The organism is Synechococcus sp. OH2 (assembly GCF_047462155.1).
In the GTDB taxonomy this organism is placed as follows: Bacteria; Cyanobacteriota; Cyanobacteriia; order Thermostichales; family Thermostichaceae; genus Thermostichus.
Genome location: NZ_JANSIR010000006.1, coordinates 1 through 15,097, shown reverse-complemented (window position 1 = coordinate 15,097; position 15,097 = coordinate 1). Strand labels below are relative to the sequence as shown.

General features: G+C 62.2%; 15 protein-coding genes. 5 read left to right on the top strand and 10 right to left on the bottom strand.

Translation table 11 applies throughout. The features are described from left to right. The 7 genes from NW835_RS00365 to trpB all read right to left on the bottom strand — a co-directional run. The coding region (locus NW835_RS00365) for an amino acid--tRNA ligase-related protein (RefSeq protein ID WP_414414223.1) at positions 1 to 795 on the bottom strand (795 nt) is incomplete at its 3' end. A gap of 47 nt (positions 796 to 842) precedes the next feature. After that, the gene (locus NW835_RS00360) at positions 843 to 1,610 is read right to left on the bottom strand and encodes a Uma2 family endonuclease (RefSeq protein WP_414364411.1); all 768 of its coding nucleotides are present in this window, start codon (positions 1,608 to 1,610) and stop codon (positions 843 to 845) included. 495 nt (positions 1,611 to 2,105) lie between these two features. Further along, positions 2,106 to 3,518, bottom strand: coding sequence for a DNA repair protein RadA (gene radA / locus NW835_RS00355; RefSeq protein WP_414414228.1), 1,413 nt, complete (start codon positions 3,516 to 3,518; stop codon positions 2,106 to 2,108). Positions 3,519 to 3,607: 89 nt separating this feature from the next. After that, on the bottom strand, positions 3,608 to 4,744 hold the full coding sequence (gene aroC / locus NW835_RS00350; protein WP_414414222.1) for a chorismate synthase: 1,137 nt from the start codon (positions 4,742 to 4,744) through the stop codon (positions 3,608 to 3,610). Between the two features lie 119 nt (positions 4,745 to 4,863). After that, positions 4,864 to 5,604, bottom strand: a complete 741-nt coding sequence (locus NW835_RS00345) for a pantothenate kinase (RefSeq protein WP_414377136.1) — start codon at positions 5,602 to 5,604, stop codon at positions 4,864 to 4,866. After that, positions 5,594 to 6,352: an AMMECR1 domain-containing protein gene (locus NW835_RS00340; protein WP_414414221.1), complete on the bottom strand. Its 759-nt coding sequence runs from the start codon at positions 6,350 to 6,352 to the stop codon at positions 5,594 to 5,596. The genes NW835_RS00345 and NW835_RS00340 overlap by 11 nt, the downstream gene beginning before the upstream one ends. 7 nt (positions 6,353 to 6,359) lie before the next feature. Then, positions 6,360 to 7,619: a tryptophan synthase subunit beta gene (gene trpB / locus NW835_RS00335; protein ID WP_414338227.1), complete on the bottom strand. Its 1,260-nt coding sequence runs from the start codon at positions 7,617 to 7,619 to the stop codon at positions 6,360 to 6,362. 189 nt (positions 7,620 to 7,808) lie between these two features. On the opposite strand from trpB, the gene NW835_RS00330 reads away from it, so the two are divergent. From NW835_RS00330 to NW835_RS00310, 5 genes are all read left to right on the top strand, one after another. Further along, a complete protein-coding gene (locus NW835_RS00330) occupies positions 7,809 to 8,024 on the top strand; it encodes a hypothetical protein (protein WP_414332928.1) in 216 nt (71 codons plus the stop codon). Between the two features lie 312 nt (positions 8,025 to 8,336). Then, positions 8,337 to 8,855: a hypothetical protein gene (locus NW835_RS00325; RefSeq protein ID WP_414414220.1), complete on the top strand. Its 519-nt coding sequence runs from the start codon at positions 8,337 to 8,339 to the stop codon at positions 8,853 to 8,855. Between the two features lie 48 nt (positions 8,856 to 8,903). Beyond that, positions 8,904 to 9,452, top strand: coding sequence for a helix-turn-helix domain-containing protein (locus NW835_RS00320; protein WP_414414219.1), 549 nt, complete (start codon positions 8,904 to 8,906; stop codon positions 9,450 to 9,452). Continuing rightward, positions 9,452 to 10,999 carry an Hsp70 family protein gene (locus NW835_RS00315; RefSeq protein ID WP_414414218.1) on the top strand — a complete coding sequence of 516 codons (1,548 nt, stop codon included), beginning with the start codon at positions 9,452 to 9,454 and terminating at the stop codon, positions 10,997 to 10,999. The genes NW835_RS00320 and NW835_RS00315 overlap by 1 nt, the downstream gene beginning before the upstream one ends. A 245-nt stretch (positions 11,000 to 11,244) precedes the next feature. Next, positions 11,245 to 12,642: a 1-acyl-sn-glycerol-3-phosphate acyltransferase gene (locus NW835_RS00310; RefSeq protein WP_414414217.1), complete on the top strand. Its 1,398-nt coding sequence runs from the start codon at positions 11,245 to 11,247 to the stop codon at positions 12,640 to 12,642. 75 nt (positions 12,643 to 12,717) lie between these two features. On the opposite strand, the gene NW835_RS00305 is transcribed toward NW835_RS00310, so the two are convergent. The 3 genes from NW835_RS00305 to NW835_RS00295 all read right to left on the bottom strand — a co-directional run bounded on the left by NW835_RS00305 (position 12,718) and on the right by NW835_RS00295 (position 14,574). After that, positions 12,718 to 13,704, bottom strand: a complete 987-nt coding sequence (locus NW835_RS00305; protein ID WP_414366789.1) for an ARPP-1 family domain-containing protein — start codon at positions 13,702 to 13,704, stop codon at positions 12,718 to 12,720. A 247-nt stretch (positions 13,705 to 13,951) separates the two neighbouring features. Continuing rightward, complete coding sequence (locus NW835_RS00300) at positions 13,952 to 14,065, bottom strand: photosystem I reaction center subunit VIII (protein WP_414360509.1); 114 nt, start codon at positions 14,063 to 14,065, stop codon at positions 13,952 to 13,954. A 38-nt stretch (positions 14,066 to 14,103) separates the two neighbouring features. Further along, positions 14,104 to 14,574 (bottom strand): photosystem I reaction center protein subunit XI, encoded by a 471-nt coding sequence (locus NW835_RS00295; protein ID WP_414366901.1) that lies wholly within the window; start codon positions 14,572 to 14,574, stop codon positions 14,104 to 14,106. Positions 14,575 to 15,097: the final 523 nt, after the last annotated feature.

Genomic DNA, 15,097 nt, shown 5'->3' with positions numbered 1-15,097 from the left:
GATGCCTTCGTTGCGAAAGACCCGCCCAATTTCGTACACCCGCTCGATCCCGCCCACCACCAGCCGCTTCAGGTGTAGCTCGGTGGCGATGCGCAAGTAGAGATCCAGATCCAGGGCGTTGTGGTGGGTGATGAAAGGCCGCGCCTCCGCCCCGCCGGGGATCACCTGCAACACCGGCGTCTCGATCTCCACAAAGCCCTGCTCCTCCAGGGTCTGCCGCAGGGAGCGGACGATCTTGGCCCGGTCGAGCAAGGTTTGCTTCACCTCGGGGTTGACGATGAGATCGACGTAGCGCTGGCGGTAGCGTTTCTCCACATCCCGTAGGCCGTGCCACTTGTCGGGCAGGGGCAGCAGCGCCTTGGTCAGCACCTGGTACTCGTCCACCCGCACCGACAACTCGCCTTTTTCAGTGCGCTTGAGACAGCCCTTGGCTCCCAGCCAGTCGCCCACGTCGAGGAGCTTGTCCAGGTTCTTGAAAGCCAGCTCTCCCATGTGCTCCGTCAGCCGTTGCTTTTCTAGGTAGAGCTGGATGGTGCCGGAGCGATCCTGAAGGGTAAAAAAGGCCAGTTTGCCCATGACCCGCCGCGCCCGGATCCGTCCGGCCACGGCCACCTGCACATCCTCCCGCTCGGCGCCGGGCTCGAGATCGGCAAATTGGGCCTGCAACTCAGCGGCCAGGTGGGTAACCGGGAAAGAATAGGCATAGGGCAGGATCCCTTGCTCCTGCAGGTGGCGGGCTTTCTCGAGACGGGCGGCCCGTTGGGCGGCTTCACTGCTGCTGGGGAGAGTGGACATAGGAGTAAAGGGAATAGAGGATTTCAGGAACGGACGGGATCCTTTTTTTACTCTTCCGGCGGCGCGATCCCGTGGGAACGCAGCAGCTCCAAAAGTCTTTCGGCCCGTTGGCGTTCTCTTTCGGCCCGCTGCTGCTCTAGGGCGGCCTTTTCGTCGCCGGTGGGCAAAACTTGGCCCTCTCGGTCACACCAGCGCAGCCATTCCGTGTTGACGCCCTCGAAGGATCCCTGCCAGAGGGTCAAGCCCAGGCCAATCTCCTCCAGCCAAGTGGAATCGAAGGGAACCAGCTCTCCCCCCCGCCGCTGAAAAAGAACCAGCGGGGATCCCTGTAACTCCCGCAGTTGCCGCAAAGGATCGTACACCCCGTAGTAGGCCACCCCAGCGCGGGCATAGTCCCTGAGTTTGCGACCCAGCTCTTCCCCCTCGCGGTTGGAGACAATCTCAATGACCACGTCGGGGGGCTTGCCCATCTCCCAGACGAAGTAGGTGCGATCTTCCTTGCGCTCGAAGCTGGCGGGGGGAGCCACCTCCAGGCTGAGCATGACATCGGGCACCAGCGGCGGCAGCTTGAGGGCGTAGAACAGGCCGACGTTGGCCGTGGCCAAGAAGGGGATCGGCTCGCCGCTGTCTTTGGCCCTGGGCTGGAAGGAAGCGTAGAGGGCGCTGGTGAGCAGGCGCTGCAGCTTCTCTGAGTAGATGCTATCCACAGGCTGGTCGTCCTCGATTGTCAGGTCGCTGACATCCGGTGGCGGCGGCGGTGGAAACTCCGCTGCTGGTGTCGAGGGCTTGAGGGGACTAGAAGGTGCAGAAACCATGATGCCGGGATCCCTTGCAGGGTTGCTAGGGGCTGCTCGGTTGTTTGTCGATCAGCCGATATGAAACCATCTCGAGGGTAGCAAAGGCTGCTGGGAAAAGGGTGACCAGAGAGCTTCTCCAATCCCACGCCAGAGACAGAAGCCCAACCCTTGGCTTGCCTCCTTGAGCAGAGCAAGAGACAAAAAATCCTGCCAGACCTCCTCAGCTTTGGCCGGATCCCTTTTGGAGAGCAGCTAGCGCTCTGCTTGGGCGTTCAAGCGGGAGACGATCAGGTACACCACGAAGATAAACAGGGCTACCAACGCCATAGGTCGATCCTTGGTCAGTATCTTTCGCCAGTGTCTGTAGGATAGGGTGCCCACCCGAGCAGGGATCGAGTCGCTGTCCTTGCATTAAACTTTACTATATAACGCTATAGATATGAAGACATTTGCCCGCAGGTTGGTTCTCGGCGGAAGATCGACTGCCGAGCTGCGCCAGTTGGGGATCCCCTCTCACTGGGTAGGCTCGGAGCTGGGCAGAGCCACCAGCAGGGCCTCCAGCAGCCGCTGCACCCGGCTTAGGCGCAGGCCAGCGTCGGCCAAAACAGGGCTGTTGGGGATGATGGCGTGGCGGAACCCCAGCTTGGCGGCTTCCTTGAGGCGCTGCTCCAACTGCGGCACCGGGCGCACCTGTCCCCCCAGGCCCACCTCGCCAATCAAGACCGTGAAGGGATCCACCTGGCGATCCCGGAAGCTGGCGGCCACGGCCACGGCCACCCCCAAGTCGGCAGCCGGCTCGGCCACCTGGATGCCGCCGGCGGAGGCGATGTAGGCGTCGTATTTGGAAAGCGGGATCCCCACCCGTTTTTCCAGCACCGCCAAGATCTGCAGAAAGCGGTTGGGCTCGATGCCGGTGGCGGTGCGGCGGGGGGAGCTGTAGCTGGTGGGGCTGACCAGGGCCTGCACCTCGACCACCAAAGGGCGGGTGCCCTCACAGGCAACGATGGTGGCTGTTCCTGGCGTGGCCTGATCCCGGCTGCTCAAAAAAAGCTGCGAGGGGTTGTCTACTTCCACCAAGCCAGAGGCAGTCATCTCGAAAACGCCGATTTCCTGGGCTGCCCCAAAGCGGTTTTTGACGGCGCGCAGCAGGCGGTGGCTCTGAAAGCGATCCCCCTCGAAGTACAAGACGGTGTCCACTAAGTGCTCCAGCACCTTGGGCCCGGCCAGGGATCCATCTTTGGTGACATGGCCAACGATGAGCAGGGCCACCCCCAGTTTTTTGGCCACCCGCATCAAGAGGCCGGCACATTCCCGCACCTGGGAGACGGATCCCGGCGCTGAGCTAAGCTGCCCCCAGAAGATGGCCTGAATGCTGTCAATGATGGTCACCTGCGGCTGCAGAGCCTGGATCTCGGCCAGAATGGCCTCCAGCTCGGTCTCGGCCAATAGGTAGAGCTGCTTGCTTTCTATCCCCAGCCCCTCCGTCCCGCTAAGGCGATCTGCACGCAGCTTAATCTGTTGGGCCGATTCCTCCCCCGACACGTACAAGACAGGCCCGCCCTTGGCCAGATGAGCAGCAGTCTGCAGCAGCAGAGTGCTTTTGCCAATGCCCGGATCGCCGCCGATCAACACCAGGGATCCCGGTACAATGCCGCCCCCCAACACGCGGTCGAACTCGCCAAAGCCCGAGGAAAGGCGGGGGTGGCGATCCGAGTGCACCTGAGCGAGAGGAAGGGCTGCCTGGGGGATCCCGCTGCCGCGGCTGGGCGGGGGGACAAGACGCTGGGGTGACCCAGACTTGGAAGAGGGGGTGAGAACCACCTCCGTCAGGGTATTCCAGGCGCCACAGTTGTCGCAGCGGCCCAAAAACTTGGGATAGCGCTCGCCGCACTGGCTACACTCCCAGACGGTTTTGGCCTTGGCCATGAGCAGGGATCCCGCCTCTTTCTCAGGATACAAAGACTCGATCCCGCTGGCGCAATCAGGATCTCCGCAAGGGCTCCGACCGGCTGCCGCTAACTGTGGGGCACAGGAACGGCAGGAATGGGCACCTCCGGCAAGACTAGGGATCCGCACTGGCCGTGGTGGCGCAGCAGATGGTCACAGAGCACCAAAGCCACCATCGCCTCCACCATCGGCACCGCCCGCGGCAGCACACAGGGATCGTGGCGCCCCCGCGCCGCCAAGACCGTCTCCTGCCCGTCGAGGGTGACGGTGCTTTGGGGCTGGCGAATGGTGGCGGTGGGCTTGAAGGCCACCCGCAGGATGATATCTTCCCCGTTGCTGATGCCCCCCTGGATGCCGCCGGAGCGGTTGCTGCGGGTGCGCCAGCCGCTGGGGGTCATGTAAAACTCATCGTTGTGCTGCTTGCCCGTCAGGTAGGTGCCAGCAAACCCCGACCCAATCTCAAACCCCTTGCTGGCCGGCAGCGACATCACCGCCTTGGCCAGGTCGGCTTCTAGTTTGTCAAACACGGGGCAGCCCAGCCCGCGGGGCACATTGCGGGCCACGCACTCCACCACTCCCCCGAGAGAATCTCCTTCCAGCGCCGCTGCTTCGATTTTCTCAATCATTGCCGCCGCCGCTTCTGGGTCGGGGCAGCGGACAATGTTGGCTTCCACCTGCTCGGCTGTTACTGAGCTGGGATCCACCTGCGCCTCCACGTCTTTGACCCGCTGCACATAGGCCAGGATCTCCACTCCTGCCGCCAGACGCAGGATCTTCTTGGCAATGGCCCCGGCGGCCACCCGGCCAATGGTCTCCCGCGCCGAGGCCCGTCCTCCCCCCTGCCAGTTGCGGATGCCGTACTTAGCCTGGTAGGTGGCGTCGGCATGGGAAGGGCGAAAGGTGGTGGCCATTTCGCGGTAGTCCTGGGGGCGGGCATCCTGGTTGCGCACCAGGATGTGGATGGGTGTGCCCAGCGTAAAGCCCTGGAAAACCCCGGAGAGGATCTCGCAGCGATCCGCCTCCTGGCGCGGCGTGGTGATGGAGCTCTGGCCAGGGCGGCGCCGATCCAGCTCCGCCTGGATGTCGGCCTCGCTCAAGGGCAGCCGCGGTGGGCAGCCGTCCACCACCACCCCCACCGCCCCCCCGTGGGACTCGCCGTAGGTGGTGACGCAAAACAAGACACCGAAGGAGTTGCCGTTGGCCATGGGATCCCCGGGTTGCCAAGAGGTAGAGAAGCTGCCCGCTCCGTTTGCGCTAGCAGGACAGAGTCCTTGGAGGCCTGAGCGAGCTCTAGGGTTGGGGATAAACCCCAAGCGACTGCTTTCTATTCTGCACCAGGGAACTGCCGAGCAGCGCGGTGCAACTGACGGCAGCCGGCAATCCCCCGCAACACCAGGTGGGGATCCCAGTGCAGTTCCCTGTCCAGGGGGCGCAGGTGGGGGTAGAGCAGCTCGCCATCGCCGCCGGTTACCAGCAGGGGCCCCTGGGGAAAGCGGCGCCGCCAGTCGGCGATGAAGTCCTGCAAGCCGGCCAGCAGGGTGTGGAGAATGCCGCTGCGGATGGCAGCCCCAGTGTCCCTGGCCCAGCGGGGGGGCAAGGGATCCGCTGCCTCCCACTCCACTTTGGGCAGGCGGGCGGTGTGGTCGGCCAGTGCCTGTGCCTGCAGCCCTAGGCCGGGCAGGATCGCCCCTCCCAGCAGGGATCCCTCCGGGTCAGCCCCCGTCAGGGTTAGGGCGGTGCCGGCGTCGATGACCAGACAGGGCCAGCCGTAGTGGATGCCGGCAGCCCAGACGGCCAGCGCCCGATCCAGCCCCAGGCCGGGGTAGGGATCCCGCAGCGGCACCTGGGAGAGTCCAAGGCAATGCACCCACGGGGATCCCGGCGGCAAAGGGGCAGAGCCAACGGCAGCCAGCCACAGCTCCGTCTCTTCCGGCCAGGACAAGGGCCGGTGGGCAGGGAACTGTTCCACCTTGACCAAGGTCTCCCCCACAAACCAGCCCCAGCGCACGTGGGTGTTGCCCAGCACCGCCGCCAGCCACCGGTCGGGTTGGGCCTCAAAACTCATGCAGCAGCTCCGCCTCCACGCGAAACAGCTCCACTGGCTGATCCGCAGGGATCCCGCCCAACCTTTTGGCGGTGGAAAGCTGCCATTCCGTTGTCAGGGCTTCTCCGGGCAGCAACACCGCCCCCCGCGTGCCCGTGCGAATGAACAGGCCCATGCGGGTGGGATCCACCTGCTCCAGCGAGGGGATGGGCACCACCCGTCGCACGATGGCCACCTGGATGGACGCCGACTCCAGCTCCCCAGGTCGCAGGGGCGGATAGCGCCAGTCGCGGGTAACAGCCCCCACCGCTGCCCGGATGGTGGCCCTGGCCAGATCCTCGCCGCCGGGATCCAAGCTGCCCCAACAGCCGCGGGGCCGCCCCTCCCTGGTCACCGTAACAAAAACTCCCGCCGGGCGCCGCCAGTGGGGCGGGATCTCTTCTGGGGCGGGCAGCACCTGGCCAGTGGCGAAGTAGTGGGCGATGGCCTGCCGCGCCAGGGCCGGCAGCGTCTCAGGAAGGGGTGGCGGCTGGCCGGGAGCGGGGATCCCTGTCCCCTTCGCCTCTTCCTCCCTGGGGTCGACCAAGGCGCCTGCCCAGAAAGTCGTGGCCGGGGACGGGATCCCGCCAACGCGCCCGGAAACCTCTGGCTGGGATCCAACCAGCAGCACTAGCCCCGCCCCCAGAAACAAGGTCAGTAGGCCGAGCAGGCGAACGGCAAAGGTGGACATGGGCAGGGATCCCCTTGGCAAGGGAGAGAGGGTTGGCAACCCAACTCTAGGCTAGGCTACGCCCCCGCTGCTGCAGGTACTGGAAAACGGTGTTCAAATCCTTGTCGCCTCGCCCGGAGCAATTGACCACCACCCGCTGCTGGGGGCCAAGCTGCGGCGCCAAAGTCTTCAGGTAGGCCAGGGCATGGGCTGTCTCCAGAGCAGGGATGATCCCTTCCAGGCGCGACAGCAGCAGCAGCGCTTCCACCGCCTCGTCGTCGGTAACCGCGTAGTACTCGGCCCGCCCAATCTCTTTTAGGTAGCTGTGCTCCGGCCCTACGCCAGGGTAATCCAGGCCGGCGCTGATGGAATGGGCCTCCTGCACCTGGCCTTCTTCATCTTGCAACAGGTAGCTCATGGCCCCGTGCAAGACCCCAATGCGACCGCGGTTGAGGGTGGCGGCGTGGCGGGATGTGTGCAAACCCTCCCCGGCAGCCTCAATACCGATGAGCCGCACCTGGGGATCGCGGATAAACTCGTTGAACAGGCCCAGGGCATTGGAGCCGCCGCCCACACAGGCCAGCAACACGTCCGGCAACCCTCCCCATTTCTCCTGACACTGCTGCCGCGTCTCCTGGCCAATGACATCGTGAAAGGCCCGCACCAGCTTCGGGTAGGGGTGGGGCCCGGCCACCGTGCCAATGACGTAGTGGGTGGTCTCCACATGGGTTACCCAGTCGCGGATGGCCTCGGAGAGGGCATCTTTGAGGGTGGCCGTGCCGGCTTCCACCCCGCGCACCTCAGCGCCCAACAGGCGCATCCGCTGCACGTTGGGGGCCTGCCGCTCCATGTCCAGCGCCCCCATGTAGATGACGCATTCCAGGCCGAAGCGGGCGCACACCGTTGCTGTGGCCACCCCATGTTGGCCGGCGCCGGTCTCGGCGATGATCCGCCGCTTGCCCATGCGCACCGCCAGCAGCACTTGGCCGAGGGCGTTGTTGATCTTGTGGGCGCCGGTGTGGTTGAGGTCTTCCCGTTTGAGGTAGATCTGGGGGCCGCCGTAGTGTTCGGTAAGCCGCTGGGCAAAGTAAAGCGGGCTGGGCCGCCCGACAAAATCCCGCAACAAGCTGTGCAACTCGGCGCGAAACTCGGGATCCTGCCAGTGCCGCTCAAAGGCTTCCTCCAGCTCCGTCAGGGCGCTCATCAGGGTTTCCGGTACAAAGCGGCCCCCAAACGGCCCAAACCGGCCCTGGGGATCCGGGCGCACCTGCGGGTCAAGGGGATCCCAAGCAACAGCGTGGGCAGCAGCAAGAGGAGTTGAGGTCATGGCAAATCTGTTGGTGCGGGCTGGGCAGCCGGCAATAGGAGACAGGCCTCCCTATTTTACAAAAGTCGGAAACGTGGGAAGGCGACTGTTTGCCGCCCTAGAGGGTGGGATCCCGCCAAAACCGGCTTTGAATAGGGGACTTCCAGGGATCTTTAGGATGAGGCCGTCTGATTTTGGGGAGCGGCCTTTATGGACAAGCATCTGCAAGAGTTGCTCCAGCAAGAAGATCAAAAGCGCATAGACGAAGAACTACGCCGCACCTATGCCCTTTCTCAAAAGTCTCAGGGAGTGGCAATCTTTTTGTCGTTATTGCTGGCTTTTGCAGCCTACATTTATACGCGGCGATGGAAAGCGCTGATGGTCTTTTTGGGGTGGTGCATTTTTGTAAGGACTCCGTCCCGCTGACGCGAACGGCGTGTTGTTTGGCGACGAAGAAGGAGAAGTTTCTCTCCCTGGACTTTTTCTGGCCTCCACCTGGGCAGCAGTGGACAACTGCGCCGCTATCCAGCGAGCTAGAGAAAAGATTGAACTGCTGCGCTCCGGGCAAAACCTCGATAGCGACCGGCGGAGTTAATCGACATCAAATCAACAAGCTGGAAACCCTATCCTTCTCCCCTCTCCCTGTGGGAGAGGGGTTGGGGGTGAGGGATCCCTTTGCCAGCAGCAGTTTAGAAAAAAGGAGCCTAGAATGGCCGCAGATCCGAAAAACTCGAAACCATGAGATCTGCTGCTTGCTTACCCTGTCTGCTCGCCGCTCTCTTTGTGGGAAAAGGGATCCCGGCTCTGGCCTCACCCGCTCTTTTGGTACTGGCCCAGTCAAGTTTTCAGCCCTACATCAATGCCCGCTTTGGCTATCGCCTCGACTATCCGGCCGATTTTGTCCCCCAAGGGGAATCCGATAGCGGCGACGGTCAGGTGTTTGTCGGCGAAGAGGGGGCTGAGCTCCGCGTTTGGGGTGGGTACAATATTTTTCAAGCAACGCCCGCCAGCGCCCTGCAAGAGGAGTTGCAGCGCAGCCGAGAAAGCGGACGCCGGGTTACCTATCAAGTTGCCGGTCGGGATTTTTTCGTGGTCTCCGGCTACGAGCCAGGCAGTTTGCGGATTTTCTATCTCAAAAAGCTTGTCCGCCCCTCTCTAGAGGCTGGCTTTGAATTGGTCTATCCGGCCAGCCGGCGCGAGCGCTACGACCGGGATGTGGAAGCCATAGCCCGCTCCCTGCGCTTTGGGGATCCCTGACCCAGGCCCCAGTTGGGGCATGATCATAGGGATCCCTGGCAAAACCCAATGGCCGAGAGACCGCTGGACAGTTGGCTGCGGGAACGGATGCAAGCCGTTGGCCTTTCCTCATGGCAGGCCTTGCAAGCTCAAGCAGGGATCAGCCGCCGCGCCCTCGATCAGGTGCGCCAAGGGCAGTGGGGATCCCTGCGCCTGGAGCAACTGCAGAAGTTGGCTGCCGCTCTCCAGTGGGACGTGGGATCCCTGCTTGGCGGCGGAAGGGGCTCTGACAATGCAGAGGCAATCTTCTCCCTGCTGCAGCCGCTGCTGACCAGCTACCCCACCGTCCGCGAGATTGCCCGGCGCAAGCCGGATTGGCCGGCCCAGAACGTGACGGCTCTGTTCCGGTCGCTGGATGCCCTGCTGCAGCAGTGGGGGTATGAAGCCATCGGCAGCCCTCTTGAATCCGTCCCCTTCGACCCGCAACTGCACCAGCCGGATCAGCCGGACATTCGGCCCGGGGATCCCGTCTATATCCGCTTTGTCGGCTACCGCTGCGGCGATCGCATTCTCTGCCCGGCCAAAGTTAGTCACTCCCTGCCCGGAGGATTGAGCTGATGGCACCCGTCCCCAAAGCGACGCTGGCTATTGATTTTGGCACCAGCAATACGGTTGTGGCGGTTTGGGATCCCGTCCAAGAAGCGCCCCGCCTGCTCAGCCTTCCCGGCCTCTCCCGCCCCGGTTACGCGGCTATTCCCAGCCTGGTCTACGTCAAGGGAAAAGGCCAGCTCTTGGTGGGGGAAACCGTGCGCGCCGGGCGGTGGGGGGCAGTGGATCCGCAGCGCTTGTTTCAGGGCTTCAAGCGGGATCTGGTGGCGGAGTTTGTGCCCCCGCCGCGAGTTCTCGATGGAGAGCGCTACGATGCCGAGAGGGTGGCCCAGGCTTTTTTGCAGGCGGTGATGGAAGCCATCCAACAAGAGTACCCGCAGCCGCAACAGGTGGTATTTACAGCTCCCGTCGGCTCTTTTGAGCGCTACTTAAACTGGCTGCGGAGGGTGGCCGGGGATCCCGTTCAGATTGTGGACGAGGCCACTGCCGCTGCCCTGGGCTATGCGGTTGGCCAGCCGGGATCCATCGTGTTGGTGGTGGATTTCGGTGGCGGCACCTTGGATCTCAGCCTGGTGCGCACCCTTCCCCCCCAGCCGGGCAACCCCGTCCTCAAGGCAGAGGTAATCGCCAAGGCAGATGCCTACGTGGGCGGATTGGACATCGACATCTGGATTGCCGAATACCTGCTGGGGCAACTGGGGCTGAGCCGGCAGCAGCTGGGAGCCCTGAGCTGGATTACCCTTCTGGAGCAGGCAGAACAGCTCAAGATCGCCCTTTCTGCCCAGCCCAAGGCGGTGGGCAGTTGGTTTGACGACGAAGCCCTAACTGCCTATGAGCTGCAGTTGGATCGGCAGGTGCTGGAGGAGATTCTAGAAACCCACCAGCTCTTGGATCAAATCCGCCAGTGCCTAGACGAGGTGCTCCTCACTGCCCAGGCCAGGGGAGTGGGCAAAGGCCAAATTGAGCAGGTGCTCCTGGTGGGAGGCAGCTCCCAACTGCCGGCAGTCCAAGAGCTGCTCCGCTCCTACTTTGGCAAAAAGAAAGTCCGCTGCGAACGCCCCTTCGACGCTGTGGCCTTGGGCGCCCTGCAGGTGGGCCGCCAAGTTAAGCTGGAGGATCGCCTGCACCACAGCTACGCCATCCGCCTCTGGGATCCCTTGCAAAAAAGCTATATCTACTACCCTCTGTTTGAGCAGGGCAGCCCCTACCCCTGCCGACGCTCCGAGCCCTTGATCTTGCAGGTGGCCAACGACGGGCAAACCGAAATTCGCCTCGATGTGGGAGAAGTGGCTCAGGTGGCCCAAGCCGAGGTGGTTTACGACGAGCTGGGGCGCATGAGCAGCCGCCAACTCACTCGACAAACCGATTTTCGATCCCTGGCCCCTGGCGCCGAGCCGGCTTGTCTGGCCCGCCTGCAACCCCCAGGCCGGGCAGGAGAAGATCGCCTCAAGGTGGAATTTGCCGTCGATGCCTCGCGGCGGCTGCTGGCCACTATCTTCGACTTGCAAACCCAGCAACTTTTGGTAGAGGCCCAGCCCGTAGCCACCCTGAGTTAGAGAGAGAAAGGCACTCAGCCTCTTGTCGCACCGAAACCCAAACAGCGCTATCTGGCCCTCCTCCCCTCTCCCTCAGGGAGAGGGGCCGGGGGTGAGGGATGCCTTAGGGAGAGGGGCCGCGGGTGAGGGATGCCTTAGGGAGAGGGGCCGGGGGTGAGGGTAAATTTGAAACGACCATAACCCGATCGATTGGATGGGGATTTGATTGGGCCTAGCTTGAGCAATTCAGTATTTGAGAAAAAGCCTTGTTTTCGCCACCACCTCCCTCTTTTGCCCGTCCCCCCCTAGACTTTATCCCGCCGGCCTACAGCCCCTGGGTGCTGCGGCTTGTCCACGGGATCCTGCCACTGCTGTTGCGGCTGAGGGTGCGGCCCTGGCTTCCTTCCGGCATTGCCAAAATCGAGGCTAGGGGCGTGCAGACCCTGGCGCAGCTCTACCACCAGTTTCAGGCGGGCCAGATCCGGCTGATCCTCGCTTTCCGCCATGTGGAGGTGGATGACCCCCTGGTGGGCCTCTACGTGCTCTCTCGCCTGGTGCCCCAGGCTGCCCGTCGCCAAGGGATCCCCCTCCGCAAACCCATTCACGCCCATTTTCTCTACGACCGGGGCATGCCTCTTTGGGGGGGCGAGTGGCTAGGGTGGCTTCTGTCTCGCCTGGGCGGGATCCCTGTGCACCGGGGACGGCGGGTGGATCGGCTGGCACTAGCGGCGGCGCGGCGCCTACTGCTGGAGGGCCAGTTTCCTTTTGGGATCGCGCCGGAAGGGGCCACCAATGGCCACAGCGAGCGGGTCAATCCTCTGGAGCCGGGAACAGCGCAGCTGGCCTTTTGGTGTGCCGAAGACCTGGCCAAAGCCGGTCGTTCGGAGAAGGTGGTTGTGGTGCCCATCGGGATCCAATACCGCTACCTGAAGCCTTCTTGGAAAAAGCTGGAGCGCCTGCTAAGCCACCTCGAGCGCCTCAGTGGCCTGACGCCGCCGGCGGCTCCCAAGCCTTCCGCAAACCGCCACTGGGCTCAGCGGATTTGTGGCCTGGCCCACCACCTGCTGGCCCAGATGGAAACGTTTTACGGCCTTCCCCCTCTTCCCTCTGGGGAGCCTTTCAACGCCCGCCTGGAGCGGCTGCTCCACACGGCGCTGCAGACGGCCGAGACCTACTTTGGCCTATCTCCCCAAGGGGATTGGAACAGCCGCTGCCGCCGCATCGAAGAAGCCGCCTGGACCCAGATCTACCGAGAAGAATTGCGGCATCCTGGATCCCTGGCTCCGCTGCAGCGGGGGTTGCTCGACTGGAAAGCCCAGCAGGCCACCCTCTACCTACAGCACATGCGCCTGGTGGAAAGCTGCGTGGCCGTGCAAGAAGAGTACTTGCTGAGTAAGCCTTCTTTTGAGCGGCTGGCAGAAAGTGCCCTGATCCTGTTTGATGTCTTGGCCCGCCTGCGCGGCGATCCCTACCCGGCCCGGCCTCGCCTGGGTTGGCGAGAAGTTCAAGTTACGGTGGGGGATCCCATCTTGGTGAGCCAGCGATGGGAACGCCAGTACCGCCAAGGCCGCCAGGAAGCCAGACAGGCAGTAGCCGAGCTAACTCAAGATTTGCAACTTGCTCTCGAGGGCATGATCTCTAGCTGGCAGAGTTGCCTGGGATAGGGATGCGGAGCACTTTTTCCCAGAGGGAGAGGGGCCGGGGGTGAGGGTAGCAGTGCGGAGCGGTGGGGGAGTCTTTCAATCTAATGACCATAGAGCAAGGAAAGCCCCCCAGCCAGAACGGAAGAAGCCTGCCGGGGATCCCCTGGACTTAGAAACGACTGGCCCTACTGCCGACAGGTAAACCAGCTTTTCATCGTAGAACAGCGCTGAGCCTTGGTCGCCTTGCTGCGACTCTGCCCGGTACTCCTGGCCTTCGCCCACAGTCGTTACCGCTTCCCAAGGCCATTGGGTTATGTTGGCCCAGTATTTGAGAACATCCTCAGAGGTGACCTTGGCTTGCGAGGGGGCTGCTCGCAGGGCCTCGATGGCTAGACCAGCTACCAGGCGAGGCCACAACCGGCTGCAAATCTGCGCCGTTCCGAAGAGATCCAGCGAGCGCACACGACCACCTATGGCAATGGCTAGGCCAGTTGCTCCTTTGACGTAGTCAATGTCTTTGCGGAACTTCTCGAGCTCCCGATTGTAGGTTACATAGGCAGCATCAAGGGCGGCAGTAGGGGAGCTAACACCAAGCTCGCGGTGAAGATAGGCAACGGTGTCCCATACTCTTCCCTGCTCTGAGCGATGGCCAAGTTTGTTTTTCAGCGACTGGAAGACACCCCTTTTTAACTCGTGCCGCAACTTGTTGGGGACAAAGTGCTCGGCATCGCTCATCTCGCGAGAATGGAAGTGCCACCTCCCAGCTTCTACGCAGGAAACGGGTATTGTAACCTTGCTTTTTGGCTTGATTAGGACGGTGGTGTTGAGAACCCGGTTTTGTTTGGCTCCTATCAGCTCCTGGCCTTCTACCAGCAGCAACAGAGACTCACTGTGGTTTTCCACAACTAGCTGAGGCACGGCTCCGGCCTCGCTCACCTCGGTGATGGTTGCTTCCTTGAGCTGCAGTTCAGGAAGGCGATAGGCAACTTCCTGATCCCCCTCAGAAAAGAGGGGAAAAACCTGAAAGCTGCCCTCTTGAATGGGATCGCCAATACGCAGGGCTGGAAAGTTAAGGCTGGCCATCGACTCCTCCTTCTCGTTGAACTTGAAAGGGTGTTGCGCAAGCTGCCTTTTTCCGTGTTGGCATGGGATCAGCTCGCTGGATCCTGTCTTTGGAAGTTTCCCCTTCCCAAGGACAAGAAGACTCAACCTTTGCCGGGTACTGCCCTAGCTTTTGGGAAGACGGCAGCGGGGATAAAGGTCTCCCCAAAAAGCAAGGGATCCCTTCCCCAGGGATCCCTCTTCTAAGACCCATTGAGACTAGAACAAGTTAGTCGCGCTCAATGTACAAAAAGAGCACGGCCATGGCCACTGCCGGCAGCAGCCAACCGACAATGGGGACGAAAATCCAAGGAAGATAAGCAGCAGCGTAAGAACCGGTCATAGTTTTGCTCCTCTCCAGTGTCTTGACAAGCTTGACAACTAATTCACCAACCCTCGAAAGATGGCGTCGATCCCGGCAAAGTTCTCCAACAGGAAGTAGGCAGCAAAGACGCCGCCCATGCCTCCCAAGAAAAATCCTGCCGTCAGATCCCCCCAGCCACGCGCCGTAGATAGAGGATTGGCTCCCGGCGTTTCCGGCTTGTTTCCAAAGGTAACGCTGCCATAGGCCGACATGCAGGCGGTTCCCAGCAACACAATTGCCATCGCCGTGACCAGCCCACCCAAATTAGCTGCCTCAGGATAGTCCCGCAGCGGGCCCACCACGATTTCTGGCCCCACCAAAAAATAGCCATGCGCCAACCCAATCTCCAGCCCCCGCAACAGCGGCGATAGGCCAGGACGGTTGATGGGGAGGTTGTTGATAAACAGACGGGTGACAGGAGAATCGCTGATAGGCGTCGAAAGATGGCCCTCGCAGGGATCGTCGTTAAAGGTGCGAATGTAATCCATGTCCGAAGGTCCTGCCTGGAATTTTGGGATTCATTCTACGGGGCCTCAGTTCTCCTCTCAGCAGCCGCTATCCGGATCGTTAAAAAAGTTCATGCTCGCTTAACAGAGATATAGACCCTTATCAAGGGATCCGAGAAGCTTTTTGCTTGGATCCCCCCAGTACTTGCCCTTCTCCTAGGCAAACAGCTTTTCCCAGCACCACCGCCCCTCTACCCCCTAGATGCCTCTGAGATCCTGTAAAGTAGCTGACTGCAGATAGGTTAACCAAACTGAAAGCCTCGGCTTGATAGGGGGAGGGAAGAGTTGCGCAACCTCTGCGTCCCCTTCAAGAGACGCGCAAGGAGCTACCGCCGAGCTTCAGTTCGTGGACTCCGTGACACCCCAGCTGGAACGACCGAACAGGGGGGCCGTGGATCCCCCGATGAATCGAGGGGGATTACCGCCCCCTCGCTCTCCCCCGTTTCTCTAAGGGATCCAGGCCAGGGCGCTGCTGCCCAGCGCCAGGCGGCGGTGGCTGTTGGGG